The sequence below is a fragment of the Microcoleus sp. B9-D4 genome (assembly GCF_036705105.1).
In the GTDB taxonomy this organism is placed as follows: Bacteria; Cyanobacteriota; Cyanobacteriia; order Cyanobacteriales; family Microcoleaceae; genus Microcoleus.
Map to the genome: position 1 here is coordinate 1 of NZ_JAUBTS010000004.1, position 23,317 is coordinate 23,317.

Annotated in this window: 15 protein-coding genes and 1 CRISPR repeat array; of the genes, 5 read left to right on the forward strand and 10 right to left on the reverse strand. The window is 46.7% G+C overall.

Annotated features, from left to right (window positions below):
* The first annotated feature begins 114 nt into the window (after positions 1-114).
* Positions 115-2,265: direct repeats of the CRISPR family, unit length 37 nt; unit sequence GCCGCAATTAACCTAACTCCCTATCAGGGATTGAAAC.
* Positions 2,266-2,329: 64 nt separating this feature from the next.
* Positions 2,330-3,430 (reverse strand): precorrin-8X methylmutase, encoded by a 1,101-nt coding sequence (locus tag QUB24_RS33525; protein WP_445300379.1) that lies wholly within the window; start codon positions 3,428-3,430, stop codon positions 2,330-2,332.
* Between the two features lie 588 nt (positions 3,431-4,018).
* On the opposite strand from QUB24_RS33525, the gene QUB24_RS03310 reads away from it, so the two are divergent.
* Together QUB24_RS03310 and QUB24_RS03315 are read left to right on the forward strand one after the other, a co-directional pair.
* The gene (locus QUB24_RS03310; protein WP_333150611.1) at positions 4,019-5,932 is read left to right on the forward strand and encodes a heavy metal translocating P-type ATPase; all 1,914 of its coding nucleotides are present in this window, start codon (positions 4,019-4,021) and stop codon (positions 5,930-5,932) included.
* Positions 5,933-6,230: 298 nt separating this feature from the next.
* Positions 6,231-8,291, forward strand: coding sequence for an elongation factor G (locus QUB24_RS03315; protein ID WP_333150614.1), 2,061 nt, complete (start codon positions 6,231-6,233; stop codon positions 8,289-8,291).
* Positions 8,292-8,513: 222 nt separating this feature from the next.
* On the opposite strand, the gene QUB24_RS03320 is transcribed toward QUB24_RS03315, so the two are convergent.
* The 7 genes from QUB24_RS03320 to petP all read right to left on the reverse strand — a co-directional run bounded on the left by QUB24_RS03320 (position 8,514) and on the right by petP (position 15,917).
* Positions 8,514-8,921 (reverse strand): HEPN domain-containing protein, encoded by a 408-nt coding sequence (locus tag QUB24_RS03320; protein WP_333150616.1) that lies wholly within the window; start codon positions 8,919-8,921, stop codon positions 8,514-8,516.
* The gene (locus tag QUB24_RS03325; protein ID WP_333150618.1) at positions 8,911-9,303 is read right to left on the reverse strand and encodes a peptidase; all 393 of its coding nucleotides are present in this window, start codon (positions 9,301-9,303) and stop codon (positions 8,911-8,913) included. Before QUB24_RS03325 ends, QUB24_RS03320 begins: the two co-directional genes overlap by 11 nt.
* 100 nt (positions 9,304-9,403) lie before the next feature.
* A complete protein-coding gene (locus QUB24_RS03330; RefSeq protein WP_333150620.1) occupies positions 9,404-10,732 on the reverse strand; it encodes a hypothetical protein in 1,329 nt (442 codons plus the stop codon).
* 170 nt (positions 10,733-10,902) lie between these two features.
* Positions 10,903-11,328, reverse strand: coding sequence for a hypothetical protein (locus QUB24_RS03335; RefSeq protein WP_333150623.1), 426 nt, complete (start codon positions 11,326-11,328; stop codon positions 10,903-10,905).
* Positions 11,329-11,334: 6 nt separating this feature from the next.
* The gene (locus tag QUB24_RS03340; protein WP_333150625.1) at positions 11,335-14,115 is read right to left on the reverse strand and encodes a CHAT domain-containing tetratricopeptide repeat protein; all 2,781 of its coding nucleotides are present in this window, start codon (positions 14,113-14,115) and stop codon (positions 11,335-11,337) included.
* Between the two features lie 214 nt (positions 14,116-14,329).
* Positions 14,330-15,424, reverse strand: a complete 1,095-nt coding sequence (locus QUB24_RS03345) for a Get3/ArsA fold putative tail anchor-mediating ATPase NosAFP (RefSeq protein ID WP_333150627.1) — start codon at positions 15,422-15,424, stop codon at positions 14,330-14,332.
* Between the two features lie 292 nt (positions 15,425-15,716).
* Positions 15,717-15,917, reverse strand: a complete 201-nt coding sequence (petP, locus tag QUB24_RS03350) for a cytochrome b6f subunit PetP (RefSeq protein WP_333054278.1) — start codon at positions 15,915-15,917, stop codon at positions 15,717-15,719.
* A gap of 669 nt (positions 15,918-16,586) precedes the next feature.
* Between petP and QUB24_RS03355 the strand changes: the two genes are divergently transcribed.
* On the forward strand, positions 16,587-17,693 hold the full coding sequence (locus QUB24_RS03355) for a FecR domain-containing protein (RefSeq protein WP_333150629.1): 1,107 nt from the start codon (positions 16,587-16,589) through the stop codon (positions 17,691-17,693).
* 521 nt (positions 17,694-18,214) lie between these two features.
* Positions 18,215-20,029, forward strand: coding sequence for an adenylate/guanylate cyclase domain-containing protein (locus QUB24_RS03360; RefSeq protein WP_333150631.1), 1,815 nt, complete (start codon positions 18,215-18,217; stop codon positions 20,027-20,029).
* 342 nt (positions 20,030-20,371) lie between these two features.
* Here QUB24_RS03360 and glsA read toward each other — a convergent pair whose 3' ends face one another.
* Positions 20,372-21,298, reverse strand: coding sequence for a glutaminase A (gene glsA / locus QUB24_RS03365; protein ID WP_333150633.1), 927 nt, complete (start codon positions 21,296-21,298; stop codon positions 20,372-20,374).
* A gap of 513 nt (positions 21,299-21,811) precedes the next feature.
* Here glsA and QUB24_RS03370 point away from each other — a divergent pair.
* The gene (locus tag QUB24_RS03370) at positions 21,812-22,153 is read left to right on the forward strand and encodes a hypothetical protein (RefSeq protein WP_333150635.1); all 342 of its coding nucleotides are present in this window, start codon (positions 21,812-21,814) and stop codon (positions 22,151-22,153) included.
* On the opposite strand, the gene QUB24_RS03375 is transcribed toward QUB24_RS03370, so the two are convergent.
* On the reverse strand, positions 22,150-23,145 hold the full coding sequence (locus QUB24_RS03375; protein ID WP_333150637.1) for a YdcF family protein: 996 nt from the start codon (positions 23,143-23,145) through the stop codon (positions 22,150-22,152). The genes QUB24_RS03370 and QUB24_RS03375 overlap by 4 nt on opposite strands.
* Between the last annotated feature and the right edge of the window lie 172 nt (positions 23,146-23,317).

The following is a 23,317-nucleotide window of genomic DNA, read 5'->3' on the forward strand; positions in this document are numbered from 1 at the left end:
GCCGCTTTTACCAACAAGGTATGCGGGCTGCAACCCTGATTCGGTCTATCTCCTAGGCCTCTTTGTCACCCCCCCAGCGTCCGAGGGCAATTACTCAATCTTAAAGAGAGAATTGCCGCAATTAACCTAACTCCCTATCAGGGATTGAAACTTGCCAAACCCGAAAGAATTAACCGATAGATTGGTATGCCGCAATTAACCTAACTCCCTATCAGGGATTGAAACTCGCTACTTTGTGAACAAAAGTGTTTATCTTGACTGGGCCGCAATTAACCTAACTCCCTATCAGGGATTGAAACTATTTGTAAAGAACGTGGCTGGCGCTGGTTAGCTAGCGCCGCAATTAACCTAACTCCCTATCAGGGATTGAAACTCTACACGGGGCGGGACTATCTTGCCCCGTGTAGCCGCAATTAACCTAACTCCCTATCAGGGATTGAAACCGGCGGCAAGGCCAGAGAGATATTCAACTCGCTTGAGCCGCAATTAACCTAACTCCCTATCAGGGATTGAAACAAGGAGTCCGCCAACATTTTCGATGATTGCAAATCTTGGGCCGCAATTAACCTAACTCCCTATCAGGGATTGAAACTTGACTTGCTCGAACTGGCTGAATCGTTTGCCAGCCGCAATTAACCTAACTCCCTATCAGGGATTGAAACCCTAGAATTTCGCTGGATAGGACACCAGAGCGTTTTGCGCCGCAATTAACCTAACTCCCTATCAGGGATTGAAACAGATTGACGGCTATTTTGGCAGTTCGCTTTCATAAGCCGCAATTAACCTAACTCCCTATCAGGGATTGAAACTAATAGATTATGAATTGCTTTCCTTCTCTTCTGAAGGCCGCAATTAACCTAACTCCCTATCAGGGATTGAAACCGCAGCTCAAACACTTGTAAAATCCAAAGGCCTCATCGCCGCAATTAACCTAACTCCCTATCAGGGATTGAAACGAAACCCAGTCGCTCGATAGTGGTCTGCCTAGTGCCGCAATTAACCTAACTCCCTATCAGGGATTGAAACTTTATCTGATGACCCATTTAAATTAAATTGGCTTGAGCCGCAATTAACCTAACTCCCTATCAGGGATTGAAACGCTAATAATTTAAAGAATCTACATAAGATGATTGGCCGCAATTAACCTAACTCCCTATCAGGGATTGAAACAATACATTTCATGCTGGTACTGATTATTGGTTTACGGCCGCAATTAACCTAACTCCCTATCAGGGATTGAAACAGTAGCTATAGCGGGACAGGCAGCAGCAAGAATTTGGCCGCAATTAACCTAACTCCCTATCAGGGATTGAAACAGCTTATGTCTCATCCACATTTTCATATTGTTCGCCGCAATTAACCTAACTCCCTATCAGGGATTGAAACGTGAGCCTATTGATGTAAAAGACTTAGATTTACCTGCCGCAATTAACCTAACTCCCTATCAGGGATTGAAACTAAAGCTTTTGCGGGGGTTGACTTATCTAAAAGGGAGCCGCAATTAACCTAACTCCCTATCAGGGATTGAAACGAGCAATGGATGACTACTGGTAAAAATCCAGTTGCGCCGCAATTAACCTAACTCCCTATCAGGGATTGAAACATTCCCAGAACACAAGGGCTTTACGATGGTTAAGGCCGCAATTAACCTAACTCCCTATCAGGGATTGAAACTTCCGTCCCTGTAGCTTCTCAATCCACTCAGCGAGCCGCAATTAACCTAACTCCCTATCAGGGATTGAAACGTTGAGCTACTGGAGGCAACGAAAATCGGGAAGACTGCCGCCGCAATTAACCTAACTCCCTATCAGGGATTGAAACAAGTGCTGACCTACTGGCTACAACAATGGGTGTTTGCCGCAATTAACCTAACTCCCTATCAGGGATTGAAACATTTGCTGGTGGTGTTGGAACTGGCTTTGCTGCGCCGCAATTAACCTAACTCCCTATCAGGGATTGAAACGCAAATTTATTGTTCTTCAGTTGACCACAAATTTGAAGCGCATGAGGCCGCAATTAACCTAACTCCCTATCAGGGATTGAAACTTGCCAATCCATAATTATCCTCCTAAGAATTTTGCCGCAATTAACCTAACTCCCTATCAGGGATTGAAACTACGATTCTTTCATTGATGTAATTGCCGATACTGCTGGCCGCAATTAACCTAACTCCCTATCAGGGATTGAAACTTTTTCTTCAACGACTCAGTGGAAACTGGCAACCCCATGCCGCAATTAACCTAACTCCCTATCAGGGATTGAAACCGGGGTTGGCACGTCTTGCACGAATAGGCGGCGTTTGAAGCCGCAATTAACCTAAATCCCCTCTTCACTTAAGATGACAATGACAATTCGGCTTTTCAATCAAAGACTCAACCAAAGCATTCAAAGCAACCGCCGCCAACAACCCGCCGCCAAAAGTCCCCACAGTTGTAATAAAAGGAACCCCCGATCGCACTAACCGCCGTTTCGCCACCGGAGAATGACTAAAACCGATCGGCATTCCAACTACCAAAGCCGGTTGCAGTTGCCCGCTCTCGATCGCCTCGCAAACCGCCATCAGCACAGACGGCGCATATCCTATCACCAATATACATCCTTTTTCCAGTTTCAACAACTTTTCAAACCACTCACCCTGCCGCCAGAATTCCTGTTCCGCTTCCGCCGCAGCATTGATGTGCGGATCATCAATTAAAGTTGCAATACTTGTTCCCAAATGCGCCAATCTAGTCCCATCCAAAGCCGCAAAAACAGGCGGCACATCAGCCACAATTTGACACTGATTTTTCAAAGCTTCCCGCGCCGATTTAATCGCCGTTTCGCTCAACTTCACAAACGGCAGCAGCGAACAATCTCCGCAAGCTAACACCAGTTTAGAAAGCAAGTCTACCTCAATTTCTGAGCGATCGGGCAAATCCGGCAACAAAAGCTGCAACGACTCCCCAAAATCCTCCGGGTGAGTGTGCGCCCCCGCATCCCAACCCTCCCAAAATTGTTCCAACTCATCCAACCCCCCCTCAGTTTCCGCCTGCAACAGCCTTAATTGCGCCAGTGCGTCCGCTTGCACCGCTTTACAGGAAATATCCCGCCCCAGCAATCCTTCCAGCGCCGAAGCCGTTTCTCTGAGGCGAACAATTTGCTGAATAACCGACAGATATTGCCGTTGCAGAGTCGCCATCAGCGCGTCAGGCGAAGCATCCGCGTCAGTTTCTAACAGTTTGCGGATGTGAGACAGTTGAAAGCCTTGCTGCTTCAGTGCGACTATTCTTTGCAGTCTTTGCACATCGCTGCGGGTGTACAATCTGTAGTTAGAGGTCGATCTTACCGCCGGAGATAGCAGCCCCAAAGCGTGATAATGTCGCACCATCCGAGGGGTAATTGTGCCTTTTACCGCTTCTGTAAGTTGTTTGATTGTCAGGTATTCTTGCATTGAATTTTGGTAATTTTGGGATTGTATATTTGGTTCTAGAATTCACCCAGAGTCTTAGGAGTGAATCAATTCCCACGCATTCACCCACAGTCCGCCGGGGATTGAAATCCCCGTCGAGAGAGCAGAAGTCGGTTAAAACCGACTGAAACATTAAATTCAATAAATTCAATTCAATTCTCAGCTATCTTCAGTCCTCTTTCAGAGGACTTGCGCTATGAGACAGAGAATTCATTCCCTGTCGGACTCTGGTACTCAACTATTCTGATTGCATGGGATTTTGGAAATTTTGGAATTGTATATTTGGTTCTCGAATTCACCCACAGTCCTAGGAGCGAATGAATTCCCCGTCGAGAGATCACAAGTCGGTTAAAACCGACTGAAACATTAAATTCAATTTTGAACTCTCTTGAGTCCTCTTTGAGAGGACTTGCGCTATGAGACAGGGAATTCATTCCCTGTCGGACTGTCGGACTCTGCGACTCAACGAGGGGCGAGTTGATGCTAGATTTATTTTGCTTTCACTCTTGACATTGACACTAATGTCAAGGTTTAGGGTAAAGGAGTCATCTACCAAATCAAATTTCCCCAATGACTCCCAATTCCCTCCCCATTTCTCGCCTCTGGCGCCTCGCCGAAGAACACCCCGATGCTGTGACTGCGGCCCTGTGCGGAATTCTAGTAATCTTGGGTTCGCTAGCGCTGCAATTCGGCTGGCTGGGTGTAGCCGTGTTAATCTTACCCGCAGCTTATGTTATCGGTGGCTATTCCAGCACCCGCGAAGGCTTAACTACCCTTTTTCAAGAACGCGAATTAGATGTAGACTTGTTAATGATTGTCGCTGCTTTGGGCGCGGCCGGTTTGGGGCTGTGGCAGCAAGAATATCATTTAATTGTTGACGGTGCGGTGTTGATTTTAATCTTTGCAATTAGCGGCGCCCTTGAAGGTTATGCTATGCAGCGGACTGAACGCAGCATCCGCAGTTTGATGAGTTTGACTGCGGATACTGCTAGGGTGGTAATGTACGGCGGGGAAAGGGAAGTTGCGATCGACAAATTGGAAATTGGCGATTACATTTTAGTCAAGCCTGGAGAAATCATCCCCACAGATGCGATAATTATTGAAGGCTACAGTGCGATCGATCAAGCCTCGATTACCGGCGAATCGATGCCCGTGGAAAAAACCAGCGGCGATGAAGTCTATGCAGGTACAATTAACGGTGTCGGCGCGCTGAAACTCGAAGTTCATAAAACTCCAGAAAGCAGCTTGATTCAGCGAGTGATTCGGCTGGTTCAAGAAGCGCAAACAGCAGCGCCGCCTTCTCAAATGTTTGTGGAAAAATTCGAGCGCGGTTATGCCAAATTAATTGTCGGTTTAGGCTTGCTGCTGGCAACTTTGCCGCCCTTTGTTTTGGGCTGGAATTGGGAAGAGACAATCTATCGGGCGCTGATTTTCCTAGTAGTCGCCTCCCCCTGCGCGCTGATGGCTTCGATTATGCCCGCGCTGCTTTCGGGAATTGCTAACGGGGCGAGACAGGGGATTTTGTTTAAAAGTGGCGCGCAATTAGAGATGATTGGTAAAGTCAGGGCGATCGCCTTTGACAAAACCGGAACTCTCACCACGGGAAAACCTGAAGTTATCCAAATTGTACCAGCAGCCGGATATACTGAAACAGAAGTTCTGCAATTGGCAGCAGCCCTAGAAGCTCATTCCGAACACGCGATCGCCTCTGCAATTGTCAGCGCCGCCCAGCAGCAACAGTTACAATTGTCAACCGCTACCGACGTACAAGCAAAAATCGGTCAAGGAATTGTCGGCAAAGTCAACAATCAAATCATTGCCATTGGTAAAGCCGAATTTGTCGAAGCAACTTCCGAATTGAGTCAAATCAGCCAGCAGTTGCAAGCCGAAGGTAAAACCGTTGTTTGGGTGGCAAAGGGCGAGGAACTTTTAGGAATAATTGCAGTAGCAGATACCCTCCGCCCCGAAGCAGCCGCAACAGTAAAACACTTGCAAAAATTAGGCGTAGAACATATAATTATGCTAACAGGCGACAACGAGCAAACAGCTCAACACATCGCCCGTCAATTAGGCATCAATGAAGTGTACGCCGAACTTTTGCCAGAAGACAAAGTGCAGGCAATTAAACAACTGCAAACCCAGTATCAAACTGTAGCAATGGTGGGAGACGGCATCAACGACGCCCCCGCCCTCGCTCAAGCTTCCGTGGGCATTGCGATGGGAATTTCCGGCAGCGATGTTGCTTTAGAAACTGCTGATATCGTATTAATGGCAGATAAGTTAGAGCAACTAGCTAAAGCAATTAGTTTAGGCCGCCGCGCTCAAAATGTTATCAAACAAAACATTGTTTTTGCACTCAGTTGCATTGTCTTGTTATTGGCGGCTAATTTTTTCGGAAATATCACCATGCCTTTCGGCGTCATCGGTCACGAAGGCTCTACAGTAATAGTAACTCTGAGCGGTTTGCGACTGCTCAGAAATTAGACCAATCGAGACAGAGGAAGAGTGATATCAAATCCGCTCTTCATCGGAATTATTAGTCTCTCTCTTCTCTTCCTCTGCGTTCTCTGCGTTCTCTGCGGTTAAAAAATCCAAATATTAAGAAAAACTACAATTTGTGTTTTGGTCACTCAAAACACGCTACCGTCAAAAGTATAGAATCATACCAAAATCTGAAGTTGCTCGAAAATGCAATAAAAATTAACCTAGAAAAAGTCTAGAAAATGGTATAGAACTGATTGCACCAAGAGCAATGGAAAACAAGTTTTCTGTTGGAGGGAATATGAACGAAAAAGTCCTTGGGGCCACGCGAAACGTTGCAATTGTTGGCCCTTATTTAAGCGGAAAAACCGCACTGCTCGAAAGTTTGCTGTCGGTGACAGGAACAATTACCCGCAAAGGAAATGTCAAAGATGGCAACACAATAGGTGATAGTTCGCCGGAAGCGCGCGATCGCCAAATGAGCGTAGAAGTAAACGCCGCCACCGCTGAATATCAAGGCGTCCGCTTCACATTTCTCGACTGTCCGGGCTCGGTAGAATTTGCCCAAGAAACTTACAATGCGCTGATTGGTGTGGATGCGGCGATAATTGTTTGCGAACCCGTTGCCGATCGCACTTTAACCCTCGCACCCCTGTTTAAATTCCTCGACGATTGGGAAATTCCCCACTTAGTTTTCATCAACAAGATCGATCGCGCTTGTACGGACGAAACTACTTGCGGCAGCAACTTCACCGACGTGCTCGACGCGCTCAAATCCGTTTCCACTAGACCGATCGTACCTCACCAATATCCGATCGGCAAAAACGAACAAATCATCGGTTTTATCGACTTAGTAACCGAACAAGCTTACCACTACCATCCGGGCGCCGCCGCAGATCCCGTCCCGCTTCCAGAACACCTCAAAGCACAAGAAAGCGCAGCGCGGCAGCAAATGCTCGAAGAATTGGCTAATTTTGACGACCATTTACTCGAAGAATTGCTCGAAGAAATCAATCCCGACGTTGAAGAAATTACCCGCGATTTAAAAATGGAATTAGGCGCAGATTTAATTGTGCCAGTATTCATCGGCATGGCAGAACAAGATTTCGGCGTGCGGCCTCTGCTGGAAGCTTTGCTGAGGGAAGCGCCGACACCGGAAACTACAGCCGATCGCCGCGGCATTATACAAAGTGAAAACAAAGTTCTGGCTCAAATCCTCAAAACCTATTACACGCCGCAGGGAGGCAAACTATCGTTAGTGAGAATGTGGCGGGGGACGCTGGCAGACGGAGCAATTTTGAACGGCGTTCGAGTTAACGGTTTGTACCGCTTGACCGGCCAGCAAACGCAAAGTTTGCAGTCTGTCAGCGCCGGGGAAATTGTGGCCGTAGGAAGGCTAGAAGGCTTGAAAACAGGCGATACGTTGGGTTCGGAGGAAGAATTGCCAAAAGCCGAAATCATCCCGCCTGTCTACGCACTGGCGATCGTCCCAGAAAAGCGCAACGATGAAGTTAAGCTGAGCTCCGCTTTAGCTAAATTGCTAGAAGAAGACCCATCTTTAGTGTGGGAACAGCACGGCGACACTCACGAAATTATACTTTGGGGTCAAGGCGAAATCCACCTGAAAGTCGCTTTAGACAGGTTGCGCCGCAAGTATAATTTGCCGATGGTAACTCACTTACCACAAGTGCCGTACAAAGAAACCATCCGCAAACCTGCATCTTCCATCCACGGGCGCTACAAACACCAAAGCGGCGGGCACGGACAATTCGGCGACGTGTACCTCGACATTCAACCGCAGCCTCGCGGAGAAGGTTTCACCTTTACCGACAAAATAGTCGGCGGCGTCGTTCCAAAACAGTACATTCCCGGCGTTGAAGTGGGAGTGCGCGAGTATTTGGATCGCGGCCCGCTGGGTTTCCCGGTGGTAGACGTAGCGGTGACGCTGACGAACGGTTCCTATCATACCGTTGACAGTTCCGAACAAGCTTTCAAGCAAGCGGCGCGTTTGGCGATGCAGGAGGGAATGGCGAAGTGCGAACCGGCGTTGCTGGAGCCGATCGCCAAAGTTGAAATTTGCGCTCCTAACGAGTGTACATCAAAGGTGTTGCAGTTGGTCAGCGGACACCGGGGCCAAATTCTCGGCTACGAAGGTAAAAAAGACTGGAAGGGATGGGATGCAGTTTCTGCTTATTTGCCGATCGCAGAAATGCAGAATTTGATCGTAGAATTGCGATCGCAGACAATGGGAGTAGGATTTTTTAATTGGGAGTTCGATCGATTGCAAGAAGTGCCGGAACCTTTAGCTAAGCGGGTTTTGCAAACGACTGGCGGCAATGGAAACGGTAACGGCAAAAGTTAGGTAATTGTCTTAAAAAACCCGGTTTCTTGGAGAAACCGGGTTTTTGCAGGAGTTGCCATTAAAGTTTATTGGGTTCAATTCCCATTTACCTCACATCTTGCACCATTCTCAAGAACAGGCAAGATGCCTGTTCCACAAAGAGTGAATTTTCTTGTGGAACAGGCATCTTGCCTGTTCATAAAAAGCTTATTGAGAATGCTGCAACATCTCAGATTTACCTGATTATTCAGTTAAGTTACTTAACGCTGAAATAATATTCTCAGCTAGCACTAGCGCATTTCTCGCTTCTTTTTGTAAGTTAATAAATATAGTATCTTCATAATCAGCTTTATTCCTAAGTTCTCTCAATCTGCTTAAATTTTCACCTATTTTGACCAGGTTTTTCTTTTTAGTTGGGTGGTATATAAATTCTTCTGCTACATATTGATGTTCGTTGATATCGCGATTCTTACGAAAAAGTCTTGGGTCTTTTTCACTGTCGCGCAAGTAATTTCGCGCTAGGCAAAATGTCGAATAGTATGCTCTACTTATCGCCGATCGCAACTTGGCTTCCCTGTTAGGTGAACTGTGACTATTCGTGGCAGCTAACTCTTGAGCTAAATTCAAATATTCAGACCAATCAAATCTCATTTGGCTCCCATTCAAGGCTAATATGTAAATCATTTTTGGGGGCAGCTATTTTAGCTTCGAGCCACCAACTATCATCAAGGATGTTTAACTTTGCAACAGCTTCATCGACTTCGAGTTTGGTGTAAATGGTAATCCACAGCGATCGCCAGTTGGCAATTTCTGGATCGGTTTTCACTTCTAAGCCCAATCTTTCGCTAGGAAATAGTTCTCTAATTTTAGAGTGAGCTTCTAAAATTAAACTTATCATCACTTCTTGGTCGATGATTAACTTAAAGGCTTCTAGAGGTTCTTCTACTGTGTAGAGACTTCTTATTTTATTGAAATCGGCGATTAAATCGTCAAAGGGCGTCGTTTTAATGGTTGGCTCTTGGATGGCAGTCATAATCGTTGATTGGGAGTGCTTTGCGTGTTAATATTTTAGCAACTACGATCGCTATTTTGTAAGGACGTGGGGCGCGATCGCGATTATGTCGTCAACCTAACTAACGCCGAAAAATGCGCGGCCACACAGTTATAATTATCGCAGTCAGCAGGCTAGCCGCTACTCCCGATAGAATGCTAAATCCCATAATCACCCTCAATCCCGAACCCGGAGCGAAAATTGGCACTAGCGTATTTATCGCACTATTGATAGTATGATTTGCTTCTATTTCTGTTTTAAAACCGGCGGCCGCAGAAGCTACAGTCCCGCCAGTTGACAGCCCGACTCCGACAATGCCGACTACTGCTTGAAAAGTGCGATCGCTCTCAGCCTTCCGAATCTCAACCGTACCTCTAATTGTATCAGTCAGACTCCGCAATATTTCCAAACAAGGACGAAAATTGTCAATATCTTTTTGGATTTGCTTGGGATAGTGTTGTTTAGCCCGATCGCAAAAATCCTGCAAAAACTTCAAATCATCAGTAGGTCTAGCCTTGGCTTGAATTTCTGCCAGCTTAGCCTCATATTTCTCCAGATTAACATTAATTGTACTATGTTGCAACTCCAAATAATTAAGGTCGATCGCAAACTGAGACAATTTCCCCATCGCCTCCAGCAGTTTCTTGAGATTGAGTCGAGAAGTATTCCTCATCCCCACAATTTGGTTGTAATTACTCACCAACCGTTCTTTTAACAGTAGACTGTTCTCATAAGCCCAGATAATTTTATGGCGGAAGCACAGCAAATCCAGCCAACTAACATAAAAATCCCTAGCCCATTCCTGACAAGCCGCTTCATCGGGATACAAAATTACCAAAAGTTGCAAATTATCCTCAATCTTATCGCCCCAAAACTCAGCTACTTTCCCACCTAAAAACAGACCGCTTCCTTGAGAAACACCATCTTTTTCAAACAAACACTTGTAAACCTGTTTTGCAAGTTCTGCCGCTTCCAAATCAGTCCCTGATTCCAGCCAACCCGAAAGCATCCAAGTTTTGCCGATATTTTCCAACTTCGGTGGTTGGGGAATTAAATATTGCAAACTTTCAATCAGTTTAATAACTTGGTCAGGTTGATACTTATCATCAACGTAGCCGTCAAATAAAAGTTGGTAATTATCCGTAACATTCCAGCGGCGGTAGCGACCCTTAAGTTGATGGTTGTTCAGGTTTCCTGTAAAAGGTAAATCGGCTACTGTTTCCTCCTGTAGCGCCAGAAACTTTTGTTTTTGTTCAGGGGTAAAGGAAACATTCAGCTTTTTGTGCAATTGTGCAGACAAACTCGCTAAAAATCTGCGGTAAACTTTCCGAGTTTCCGGCTCGCCGACACCCAACCCTTGTTTGAGAGTGTAGCTAAATAAATTCAGGGTAGGATCAACTAATTTGAGCATAAAATATGTGATAAATGTCGCTTGTTGTCGAGTCTAGATCCCCCTAAATCCCCCTTAAGAAGGGGAGTAGGGGTTGACTTTGAGAACACTTTTATATCCCTCTTACAAATCATGACTTGGAACACTCTTTTCCCCCCCTTCTTAAGGGGGGTTAGGGGGGATCGAGAGGACTAAAACTTCAATAGATAAACCCGTTCAACCAAATCACTAGCCTTTCCCAATAACCTCCTCGCCATACTCTGCGGATTAGAATTAGTCAAAGGAGGTGCCAAAAAATTATTATAATCATCAGTCTGCCGCGAAGGAGTATTTTCATCTAACTCAGGAAGAAACTTATTCTTTTCCTCCGACTCATCAAGTTCCTGCAATTCCTTGTAAGCCTTCTTAAAATCTTCATAAAAAGCCGCATCTTTTTGAGCTATACTAATAAGTGCAGAGGCTTTTTCTAACTCGCCACTGACCAAAGCCTCGCCAACTTCATTCACTTCTGCTATCAACTCAGGTGAAAGAGGTTCTTCAAATCTGGCAAGGGAGATTAAAAAAGCTTTGGGCGCAAACAGATCAAATCCTGATAAGGTAGATTCTTGATAAGTCATGTTAGTTTAGCCGTTGCCGGTGATGGTGAAAGCAGCCCAGTGGTAGGGATGGTTATAAGGTTTCTCTTCTATTTTAGCTAAATTTTCTTGCAGCCGCGAAGCTTCCATTTCAAAAAAGAATATGCTTTTAAACTCAGCCTCTCTCAGCAAAGGCAGCAACTCTCCGGCGTACCACTCGCCTAGCTTACCATTCGTGAGTTCTCTGAGCCAATCTTTTGCTTGTTGCAGGGCGAACGGCGGCTGGATTCCCTGCTTCCATAACTGGTAGAAATAAATCATTAACAAAGCGCTAGAACGTTCGTCCACTCGCCACAGTGTGCTGATAATATAATTAGTCTCCGGCAAAAAGCCGCTGGCTATGCCCACGAATTCATCGATTAACTCGCCTTTTTTGGTGATGCCGGTTTCGCAAGCGCTGAGGCAGACTAGGTAATAATTGACAAGTTTTAGCTGTAAAATGTCGGTCAATGTCAATTCTTCGTCTTTGGCTAACATTAACGCCGAAGCCTCGGATTTTTCGGTGTTGTGGTAGGCGTGACCTGTATAATGAAAGATGCCACTATTGGCTTTTAGTGCTTCAATAATTGCGGTTTTGGTGGTTGCATTGGAGGCGCGATCAGTCTGGTTAATTTGACAGATGGCCGCTGCTTCTATTTGGGTGAATTTTAAAGCACTTTTGCCTTGTGAGTGCTCTACCATCAGCAGTGAATTTGGCGCAGTTGCGGTGGGGTTTTGCTGTTGCTGTTGGATGGCAATTTGGGCGCTGGGGAGGCGGGTAATCCTGCGAATTTTGATGTGCCGAGTATCTGTAAAAGACTCTGCGAAAAAGGGAGGAAAAAACAGACAATCTAGGGGCAGCAGGTGCAAGTCGCGGTGGGGAATTAAGATTAAGTGTTGGATATTGGTGAGGTGCTTACAAATTTCGGGAATTTTGAGGATGTCAGCGAGTTGTTGCAATTGCGCTGTCATTGACTCGCGCCAGGGATGGGATTCTTTGCTTTGCTGTTTGCTGGTAGTTTTGCCGTAATTTTGATAGTTTGTTTTCCAGTTTTCCAGCCATGTTTCTAAACTCTGACTGTTGCGCTTTGCGAATATATCGGTGACAGGTGTGCAGATAACTTCAAACTTTTCTAGGGTAATGATAAAAGCAGTCAGGGAAACTGGGCTGAAATGCCAGTAAATAATTGCCGTTTCGGTGTTGTTTGCCAGTAAGTCTCGGATTTGGTAATAAGTCGGGCTTTCGGTGCGGTTTTGCCAACCTGGGCGCATCCATTGCAGGCAAAAGTTTTTCCTGTCTTCGGCTTTTTCCAGTGCTTTTACCTTGTTGCCAGAGTTGACGAGGGTATCGACTTCTAACTGGTAAAGTCCGGCAAACTTGCGCTGGAGTCGCAGTTTTATTTCGGGGTGAGTTTCATTGTCTAAAATTAAGTTTTCTAAGACGGTAGTAGCTTCGGTAAGGTACTCGCTGGTTTTGGGATCTCCCAAGCTGCGGCAGACGGTAATTAAGCCTTGCAATACTTCTAAATAAGTTTCTGGGATGAGGGGTAATTTCAAGAATTCGCGGGCTTGTTCGTAGCTGGCTTTGGCTTTGTGGAAACATTCAAAATAAGTGAATGTTTGTTTGCCGTGTTTGTAGTGTGCCTCGCCTTTTTGTTGGTGCAATCTGCCGCAAGTGAGGCGATAGTCGCGGTTGCTGGGCCGATATTTCTCTAAGCCTTCATCCCAGTTTTTAATAGCTTCAATGTAGCGCCCTGAGTCGAAAAATGCCCAACCTCGATAGGTCCAAGCTGGCCCGTATTGATCGCCTGTGATTTCTAAGGCTTGATCGAAGGCTGCGATCGCCTCACTGTAGCGGCCCAAATGATTTAGGGCATTGCCCAGCCCGTTCCAGGCATTGTGGTATTTGGGGTAAATTTCTAAGGCTGTATCGTAGGCTGCGATCGCCTCACTGTAGCGACGCAAAGCTAGTAAAGTATTGCCCAGGTTGTTCCAGGTAACGAAGAATGTGGGGTAAATTTCTAAGGCTCGATCGTAGGCTGCGATCGCCTCACTGTAGCGCCCTAAATTATGTAGGATATCGCCCAGTCGGCTCCAAGAAAATTGGTCTTTGGGGTCAATTTCTAAAGCTTGCTCTAAGGCTGCGATCGCCTCACTGTAGTGGCCCAAATCCTTTAGGGCATTGCCCAGTTCGCACCAGGCAGGGTGGAATTTGGGGTCAATTTCTAAGGCTTTCTCAAAGGCTGCGATCGCCCCTTGTAAATCTCGTGAACTATAACATAATGTTCCTTCATTACATAATTTTATTGCCTCAGATAAATTATCTGTAGGAGAACTCAAACTTTCCCTTCCCAACAATTCAGGAACATTATCACTAATAACCAATGAATCATCCGCCGGAGTCAAATTCAAACTCTCCCCAGCCAACAATTGCCTGCCGATATTGCCAGCAACCTCACTAATTCTCCCACAATTCATCTCACCCAGCCGCACCATCCGCCCACCCAATTCTAAATGCGTTTCCGGGGATACCAGCAACCTTTCTCCAAATTCTTGCAGCCAGTTTACCCACTCAGCATCTTTGATATTGCTACCGATTAAAAAGCCTTTAATTTCGCCGCGACTCCAGCCTTGTTCCACACCCTCTAACAGTGCCATGAATTTCTGTTCGTATTCCCCAAAAGTGCGAATCGGAGTTGGCTGTGGCGGTGGGGGTGCTGGTTGTTTGCGGAAATGTCGCTGAATTTGCCGCCACAGGTTGAGGATTCTTTGCCAAATGTGTCCGAGCATTGGCTGGGTTGGTGATGTGTTGTTGGAAATTGTAACATAAGCAACGGAGGACACGGCAATGCCGTCTCCCTACCCTCGATTAATTGTAGGGAAACGGCACTGCCGTGTCCTGACTTAGGCCGCGGAGGATACGGCAATGCCGTCTCCCTACCCCAAATAATTTTCGGGGAACTAAGGACTTTAGTCCTTACTAGAAACGATCTTCTTCCTTACCCTAAAAAGAAATAATCAAGTAACCGTTTAGGAACTTAGCACCAGTAACAGACTTTCCAGTTAGCGCCGGAGGCAGCAAAATATTGCGCCGCTGATCGCCCGCTTCGATCGTCACTTCCGGCCCAGATTGAATCAATTTAATTTCTTTCTTGTCAAACCCAGGCAAAAACAAACTAACTTGACGCTGTGCAATGTTTATGTTAATCGGTTTAGGAGCTTTTGCGGCCTGAGAAAAATCGGGCAAAGCATCAATTAGCGGCTGCCAGTTACTGTCACTGTGCGCCGGAACCGAAACAGCCGTCAAAGGCTCAAAATCGGCAGTAATAGCTTCTGTAACCGGTGCTTGATTGACAATGACACCGCCCACAGTCAAACCAACTTGTTGAGAACTTCCCCAAAGATAGCGGGCAGTTGCGATCGCGCTTGCATCCCCAGTCGTCACCAAAAAAGCCGCCGTGCGGTTCGGATCTGCCAGCGCTTCCTTACCCTTATCCAAAAGATTATCGACTTGCTTAGTAGATTGAAAAGCATTGTCTCCCGACAAATCCACAGTCAACACCGTACTGACAACCGGTTGAATAAAAGGTGAAAGCGCTTTCCCCAAATCCGAATCTACCAAAGCTTGACGGAACCTGCGGATGTACCAACTCAGAATTTCCGGCATTCCCAGCATCCGCAGCGTATCCATGCCGCCATTGCCGTCATAAACGATTACATCGTATTGTTTGCTGTCCTCGTATTCCCGAAGTTCGTTCAACGCCAGCGCGCTGTCCATTCCCGGTAACACTCCTAATTCTTGACCGTAAATCTGCTTGAAAAACGGAGTGCGGACATATTGAGCTTCTAGTTGTTTAACTTCGTCCCACCTGCGTTCTAGCAGCGGCGCGCTTTGCACCTGAACTGCTTTGAGGTTGGGGGCGATTTCCTGGGGGTTGAGAGTCAGGGGAGTCCCTAGCAGGATGCCCAATGCAGGGCCCGGATCTTGGCCGAGCAGCAGAACTCGCTTGCCTTGAGCCGCGTATTTTTTAGCTGTTGCGATCGCGATCGTACTGCGGCCAGTGCCGCCTTTGCCCAAAAATGTCAAAATCAAAGCCATTTTCTGTTCTCACTGCCAAAGCTTACTCTTTAACATTTAAGCGCAACCTTCAGCCAGAGTGGGGGAGGGGGCAGTTGTCAGTTGTCAGTTGACGGTTGTCAGTTGTCAGTTGACGGTTGTCAGTTGTCATTAGTAATTGGTGGCAACTAACTAATAACAAATAACGACTGCTTTTGGGCCCACTGCTTTTGGGCCCATTGCTTTTGGGCCCACTGCCCACTGCCCACTGCCCACTGCCCACTGCCGACTGCCGACTGCCCACAGCCCACTGCCCACTGACAACTGCCTTCTGTTAAACGGGTTCTAGCTCATCTTCAAAGAACCAAGTCGCAAAACCGTCAAACTTGACAACCACGCCTACTCCGCTACCGTCAACCATTCTGAATCCGTCAACAGTGCCTACTGGATTCTCCTTTATCTTGCCCACCATATTTGCAGGTATCCGATCTCTGAGACGGCGCACCTTGACTCTCTGACCTACTTCTATTGCCACTGAAATTGTTCTCCTGCTCTATATAACCTATATACAACCGTCCATTTTACAGTTTGGCGTCTACTTCGGAACAGCAACACCAGCAGGCGATCGCTCCCTATGATTTTCCATCGAAATTTCCACCAACTTTCCCTAAAAGACGGTATTCTAGTCGGAGTTGGTCGATCGTCTACCCTGATTCGCTTGGGTTTGCTTCATAAGGTTTCACAGTGGCCAGCTCCACTACCAGAGCCTCCGCACCACTTAGATAATTATTTTTTATTGCTTCGCAAAAAGAAGTTTTTTATTAATTGCCACAACTACAGAATTTATCCCTAATTAGTCATCCTTCCGGCAGAGGCCAAAAGGCCTTCACAGGCAGTAATTAATTTTATGTTTGCTATATATAAATCTGCCCTCTCTAACGTTGACATCGGCGAAATTTCATGCTGCAAAGGACTTTGAGTCGGGTTGGCAAAATTTCCCGAAGCTCAGATTTTAGTAAAATGCCATGTTGTAACAGTTTACTAAAATATGACCAAAAAAATAATTTTTAATGCTAAACTTTCAGGCTGAGAAAGTTTATTTTTGCTGCTGTGTTACGGCATAAAAAATGGAACGATTGCCGGATTTAAGGAGTCTAAGAGAGGAAAGGAAGTCAAGGAACTTCAAGATCACAAAATTGAAATTATGAATAAAATTTTTACGTGTGGGCGATCGACCAAAATTCCGCTCCTAAGTTTGTCCTTGGCTGTGCTGGCGAGTCTATCGCCCTTTCGTGGGACGATCGCCAGTCCGCTCTCTCCATCCCCCAAACAGCCGTCGAACCCTACTAAAATTGTCTCACTCGCTCGACCGCCAGCATTGCCAATCGGCTCAAAAGCTCCCAAAAATCCGGCAACAGTGGCGGCGAATTCATCCCCAGCAGAGACGATAAAGGCTCAGGGAACAGCGACGGGACGATCGCTCGAAATAGAAGAAATTCGCGGTACAGTCAGCTTTAAAGGGCGGCCGGCGGTTGTGGGCGATCGGCTACTCGCCCCCGGAGATGAAATCATCACCGGCCCCGATTCCACAGCCCGTTTAGGCATCGACAACGACATCGGCATCGTGGAAGTTGCCGAAAAAACCGCAGTCAGAATATCCAATTTGTCAAGCAGTGCAGGTGGCGAAAAAGACACAGCGATTTTTGTCAGCAGGGGGCGAGTCAGGTTGTCGATCGGCAAAACTGCTGCGACAACTCCCGCAGCCAACACCTCAAAAATTATCCCGCCGAACCAAATAGTCGCCCTCAATACCTTCAGCGGACTCGGCAAATCCAGTCAAATTGCCCAAAAAACCCGTTCTGCCAGAACCGCCCCTGTCAGGGTTGAAACCCCAGAAGGCGTTGCTGGAGTCCGGGGCACCTCCTTTGGCGTCAGCGTGGGCGAAGGCAAAACCGCAGTCGAAACTATTGAAGGTGCAGTCGCAGTATCCAGCAGCAGCGACTCGGAAGTAGTTGTCAACAGCGGCAACGCCACGACAATTTTCCCTCAAACCTCACCCGTGGCGCCCTCAGCGAGCCCTCGCCTAGCTCAACTCAAAGTCCGCAGTTTGTTGAGAGTCAGCGGCAATATCTATCGCCTCAGCGGTCAAATTAACCCGATCGACACAGTTTATGTCAACAACGAAGAGATTAAGATCGATCGAAAGGGCAACTTCAAAATCCAAGGAATTTTACCTCCAAGTCGCCGCCTCAAAATCGTAGTGCGAGGCCCGTCAGTCACAGAAAGGCATTACAGCTTCGCAGTTCGCTAAACAACCTATCGTCGCGAGTAATGTACGCGGGCCGTCTCTGAGGACGTGAGTTATATCTGAGATGTTGCACCATTCTCAATAAGCTTTTTAGGAACAGGCTTTTCGGCCTGTTCCACAAGAAAATTCACTCTTTGTGGAACAGGCCGAAAAGCCTGTTCTTGACAATGGTGCAAGATGTGAGTTAGATCCTAAGTCCTATCTGGGTTGATTATTTTGTGTAGGTGCGAAGCATTTTGCGGTGAATCTCGGTAGTCAAAATAAATAAATTTTGCCCCACCCTTCGCCCTTGCGGTATTGTAAAACTTCATGACCGAAAGCATCCAGGATACCCGCCACGTGATTCATTCCGAAAGCAGACTCAGGACCGGTGAAATAAAAAACCTGTATCCGATGAAACTTGCCGAACGTATTTATCTCGCGCAAGTCAATCTAAAATCTAAAATCTAAAATCTAAAATCGATTGACTCCCACTCGTCTCGAAGTTCGGACTCGAATGTCAATTTTTGCGTCAAATTAATTGCATGAAGTTCAAAGAATGGATTGATCATCTCAAACAAAATCAACTGATCGGCCTCCGGCAATATATAAGCACAAATCCTCCCTGGATGACAGGGGCAGTAGTAGGTATAATGTCTGTAGCCATGCTGCAATTTGGAATATGGAAACCCCTTGAATATTTGGGATACAAAATGCTATTTCAAATTCGAGAATCTGGAAGTTTGCCAAATCCTGGATGGGATTCGAGAATTGCGGTAATTGCGATCGAACCGCATTCCTTGCAGGAATACGGTCAATTTCCTTGGCCTCGCAACCGCTACGCCCAACTGCTAGAAGCACTGAAAAAATCTCCCCCTACAGCAGTGGGTTTTGACATTCTTTTCCTCGATCCAAGTCCGAAAGATGATATTTTAGCCGCTGCGATCGCCGCCAACGGCAAAGTTGTACTCGCTAGAACCCTTAAAGAAGAACCCGTAGCATCTTTAAAAGCAGCCGCCGCAGGTGTCGGCCACATCGGCCAGGAACCCGATAGCGACGGTATTAGCCGCGAGTCAAAAATCTTTCTCAACGGGATTCCTAATTTCGGTTTAGCAATGACTCACAGGTACAATGCTGCTAATCCCCAAAATCCAGTATTGATCCCACAATCCAAAAATAAACAGGACAAAAAAGTCTGGGTTAACTGGCCGGGAAAAACTAAAAATCTACCTACCTATGCTTTTGTGGATGTCGTAGAAGGTAGAATTCCCCCAGATGCTCTGACTAATAAGTTAGTTTTAGTGGGCATAGTTGCTACTGGTTTAGACCCGATATCTTCACCTCTCGATAAGACTACGGCTGGGGTTTATTTATATGCAGCGTTGGTTGACAATTTGCTCAATCAACGCTTGCTGCAGCGGCTGCCGATACTCCTAGAAATTTTGTTATTGTTGGGGATTGGCCCCCTTACCGCTTTGGTTCTGGGCAACCGAGGTGTTAAAGAGAGAATTGCGATCGCTCTCGGTTTGCCTATAATTTGGATTGGGGCTGGTGCATTGTTATTTGGCTTCTTTTTTTGGTGGGTTCCGATTGCCGCACCTATCGGCACCCTCATTTTATCGGGCACTGCTTTGCAACTGCGGGAACAGTACGAAAAGCAGCAGTTGATGAGGTTATTTGAAAAGCACGTCGCTCCGGAGACAGCTCAGCTTATTTGGGAACGAAAAGCGGAGATATTTGAACAGGGAGAACTCGAACCTCAAGAACTTACAGCAACGGTGCTGTTTATGGATATTCGTAGTTTTACTTCCATTTCAGAAAAAATGCCGCCGCGAGATTTACTCACCTGGTTGAACAATTATTTGGAAGCGATGACTAACTGTATTATGGATCACGGCGGCGTTGTAGATAAATACATCGGTGATGCAATTATGGCAGTTTTTGGAGTGCCTTTTTGCCATACCGAATATCGAGAAATTCAACAAGATGCTTTGAATGCAGTTGCGGCTTGTATTGCGATGCACGAACGGCTGCACCAACTTAATCAGCAGCTTAGAAGTGAACACAAACCTTTAATTAAGTTTGGCATCGGTTTGCATACCGGACAGTTAGTTGCCGGTAGCGTGGGCGGTTCCCGGCGTTTGAATTATTCTGTGATTGGCGATGCTGTCAACGTTGCTGCTAGATTGGAGGCGATGAATAAGGAAATTGTTTCTGACAGTCCTTTTAATTTGTTGGTGACGGCGAGGACTTTTGCTTATGTGCGCGATCGCTACGAAGGCCAAAAAGTAGGCTCGATTCAATTGCGCGGCAAAAAAGAAGAGACTGTGGTTTATGCTATTTTGGGCGAAAAGCATTAGTTATCGGGCATGGGGCATGGGGCATTAGTTGTGATATTATGTCCCATTAATTAGGCCCAATTACTTCATACTGGGGAATTAAAATATTGGTTGTAGGGGCGGGTTTTTCGACAATCTACGCCTCAAACAAATAATCTCAAAAACCCGCCCCCGCCCTACTACGGGAAACCGAAATATACATTTTTTTTTCAGGCGATCGCCCGTGTTGGTTGATGTTGATTATTAGCGGTGTGGGGGCGGGTTTATAAAGCTTGTTTGTACTGATTGGATATTGTCGTAATACCCGCCCCTACGGAATTATATTGTTTCCCAATTCCCAATTCCCAATTCCCAATTCCCAATCTAATCAAATACGCTTAGCCGCAAAGTTTTAGCTATTTTTTCTAACAAAAATAACCCACAGATAGAATTTCCATCTTTATCCAGGGGCGGACTGTAAAAGCCGATCGCCCCCTGGCCCGGAATTACCGACAGCATTGCCCCGCTAACTCCCGACTTTGCCGGCAACCCCACCCGCAGCGCAAAGCGGGCCGATGCTTCATACAAACCGCAAGTTGCCATCAGCGCTTTGACAGTACGGCAGTTTTCCCCCATTGCTCGATCGCCACTATTTACCAAAACCATCCCCAGCTTAGCTAAATCCTCCACAGTTCCCGACAAACAGCAGACGCGATTGTAGGTTTCTAAAGCAATTTCCGCGTTTTGAATACAACCCGATTCTACCATTTTCAAGGCGAGATTCCAATTGTTTTGATTCGGATTTGTCTTCACTGAATCGAGCATTAAGTCGTCAACAAATAACTGACTGTTTGCCTGTTGATTTAACCAAGTTCGCAAGTTTTGACAGCGCGCAACAGCATTTTGACCGGGAATCAAAGACGCTAGGGCGATCGCCCCGCTATTAATCATCGGGTTTCTCGGCTTCCCTTGGTCTATTTCGAGTTGAGTTAAAGAATTGAAAGGCAGTTGCGAAGGCTCACACCCAACGCAGTCAAATACCGTTTTTTCCCCCAATTCGCACAGCAAATAAAGCAGCACAAAAGGCTTGACTACACTCATCAGCGGGAATGTTTGAGCAATGCTACCCCAGCTCATAATTTGCGCGTCAATTGCCCGAATTTGCACGGCAAACCCTTGTCGATCGGCTTGCGCTAGGAGAGGTATGTACGCAGGGATTTGACCCGATTTACTGCGATTAATTGCCTCTTTTGCCCAAGCTTCCAGTTGTTCGGGTTGCAGGGAAGATAGTTGGCTGGTGGATATATTCACGCTCGATTATTTCGATTTAAATTTTAGATTGGTATTCCTGGCGCGATATTGAGCCAGAAACCCGGTTTATTAACCGAATTGCGTCACTTGGGCTCTCTGCTGGCAGAAACCGCGTTTCTTAGGTGAGATAAGGCAAGATCATAATTTGATGAAATTTTTGTCTGGTGTCGCGCCTGCCCGAAAAATACAACGCAAGATGCGGGACACCTTATTTAAGGCTGTTGACCTTTGGGCCCGTCGGGAGCAAATAAATTTTTCATAAAAAACCTGTACTTTGCATAAAAATCTTCCCTTCACCCGGATATATAAGTAGCAGCTTCAAGGCAAGGCTGCTATCTAAAACAAACCAGCACTAGCTGGAAATGCCTTCAGATTCTTATGTTGAAGCCCCAGCAAGGGGCGGGGTGCATATTTAACTTAATTCTTTCAGAGTTCGCGAAATCCTGTCCGGAAAACCCCCGAACCTTTAAGAATGTACTATCCAACCGGATTCACCAAAACCAGGATAAAAAAATGGCAGACGAACCGAAAGCAGAAGCACCAAAGCCCGCTCCCATGATTTTTAAGGGTGTGTGCAGCGACGGAGTTCTCAAAGGCAAAGAAATTGAAGGCAAACTAGACATCAAAGTCAATGTTGAATCTGTCAAAGCGGCAGAAGCACCGCCCAAAAAATCCCAGTGGGAGCCAGTTATCTTTTGGGTATTGTTTGCATTTATGGCAAACTTGATTGTCGGCGACCCCGCCGGAATGAGAAAAAACAGCTCCCCACAAAGGTCTCATTCTCATCAGATTTTAAACCAATCTGGGGAGCAGTCGCTGTTGCCTAAGAAAAACACCAGCAACTTGCCACTTTAGGCCCTGGGAGCTTGCCAGCCGCGCAAATAGTAATAGAAAGACCCGAAATATTCATCGAATACTCGCGTCGTAGTTACCAAAGCTTCTGCACTAGGCAAAAAATCTCCCGCGTCTAAGCGAAGTCTACTGGATTTCCCTCCTGAAGTGGGTTGAAAAGTGTAGAAGTCGGTAGCCCTCGGAATCACCTGGATTCCCATATTCGCAAAAGCGAGGCTGGCACGGCGCATCTGAATCGCAGATGTTACCAGGATTACTTTGCGCGGGGCGCCACGGCTGTCGAGTATCTTTCTCACTTCTTCGGCGCTGGTGCGTATGTTGCTGCCGTTATCGTCGAGAACGATACTGCTGCGCGGCACGCCCATGTTGTTTGCCAGCAAAGTCTCGATATCCTTCGCTTCCCCAACATAACCCTCCAACTCTGGTCTGGGGCCAGCGGTAACTATGACCATCGGTGCCACTTTTTGGCGGTACAAAACGGCAGCATAGGGCAGGCGATTGCCTGTATCTGTTAGTTGAATCGCCACTCGGTTGGGGATGTGGGGCTGAGTGGTTCCCTTGCCCAGCAGGACGATCGCCGCTGCGGTTTCGTCGCAGCAAGCTGTGCGGACGGCTGCGGCGGCGTCCCGTTCTGCTTGCTCGGCGAACCAGTAAGCGACAACTGGCATACTCGAAAGGATCAAAACTAGCAGCGCTGCCAGGATCATTCTCGGCGCCGGGTTGCGGATGCCCCCGTTTGTGATCAGCGCCGATGCAATCACCAGCAGCGTGATGGAAAAGCCCAGCGGCTTAAAGAAGAAGGCTATGAGCCCGAAAATCGCTGCTCCGACCGGGGTGTCTGGTGCAAAAAAAGCTAGGATCAAAAGGCTGATCAGCAGTAAAACGCGCAGCCGATCTAATAATGGATTGTCTTTGCCCCCTGATTGATCCCACCACGATTTGATCAGTGAGAACAGGAGGAATAGAAATAGAATGCGAGCTAACAGTTCTGGCATCTTGGAATATTCTGTGTCTTCATAAATTAGTACGGAAGTGTGGAAACGAGCGCGACTTTAGCTGCGGGAGGAAATACGGGCATCGGTGGGTTTTTAACTTTCGCCAATAACGCAGTCCGATCGCATTTATCCTAATGCTCGCTTCCGGTCAGCTATCAACTATTGGTTGCAG

Excerpts from the sequence above, each read along its gene's own strand:
- QUB24_RS03370 (WP_333150635.1), top strand. The coding sequence starts at position 21,812 with ATGGCAGACGAACCGAAAGCAGAAGCACCAAAGCCCGCTCCCATGATT.
- QUB24_RS03360 (WP_333150631.1), top strand. The coding sequence starts at position 18,215 with ATGAAGTTCAAAGAATGGATTGATCATCTCAAACAAAATCAACTGATC.
- QUB24_RS03345 (WP_333150627.1), bottom strand. The coding sequence starts at position 15,424 with ATGGCTTTGATTTTGACATTTTTGGGCAAAGGCGGCACTGGCCGCAGT.
- QUB24_RS03375 (WP_333150637.1), bottom strand. The coding sequence starts at position 23,145 with ATGCCAGAACTGTTAGCTCGCATTCTATTTCTATTCCTCCTGTTCTCA.
- QUB24_RS03310 (WP_333150611.1), top strand. The coding sequence starts at position 4,019 with ATGACTCCCAATTCCCTCCCCATTTCTCGCCTCTGGCGCCTCGCCGAA.
- QUB24_RS03340 (WP_333150625.1), bottom strand. The coding sequence starts at position 14,115 with ATGCTCGGACACATTTGGCAAAGAATCCTCAACCTGTGGCGGCAAATT.
- QUB24_RS03355 (WP_333150629.1), top strand. The coding sequence starts at position 16,587 with ATGAATAAAATTTTTACGTGTGGGCGATCGACCAAAATTCCGCTCCTA.
- QUB24_RS03315 (WP_333150614.1), top strand. The coding sequence starts at position 6,231 with ATGAACGAAAAAGTCCTTGGGGCCACGCGAAACGTTGCAATTGTTGGC.
- QUB24_RS03335 (WP_333150623.1), bottom strand. The coding sequence starts at position 11,328 with ATGACTTATCAAGAATCTACCTTATCAGGATTTGATCTGTTTGCGCCC.
- QUB24_RS03330 (WP_333150620.1), bottom strand. The coding sequence starts at position 10,732 with ATGCTCAAATTAGTTGATCCTACCCTGAATTTATTTAGCTACACTCTC.
- QUB24_RS33525 (WP_445300379.1), bottom strand. The coding sequence starts at position 3,430 with ATGCAAGAATACCTGACAATCAAACAACTTACAGAAGCGGTAAAAGGC.
- QUB24_RS03325 (WP_333150618.1), bottom strand. The coding sequence starts at position 9,303 with ATGACTGCCATCCAAGAGCCAACCATTAAAACGACGCCCTTTGACGAT.
- QUB24_RS03320 (WP_333150616.1), bottom strand. The coding sequence starts at position 8,921 with ATGAGATTTGATTGGTCTGAATATTTGAATTTAGCTCAAGAGTTAGCT.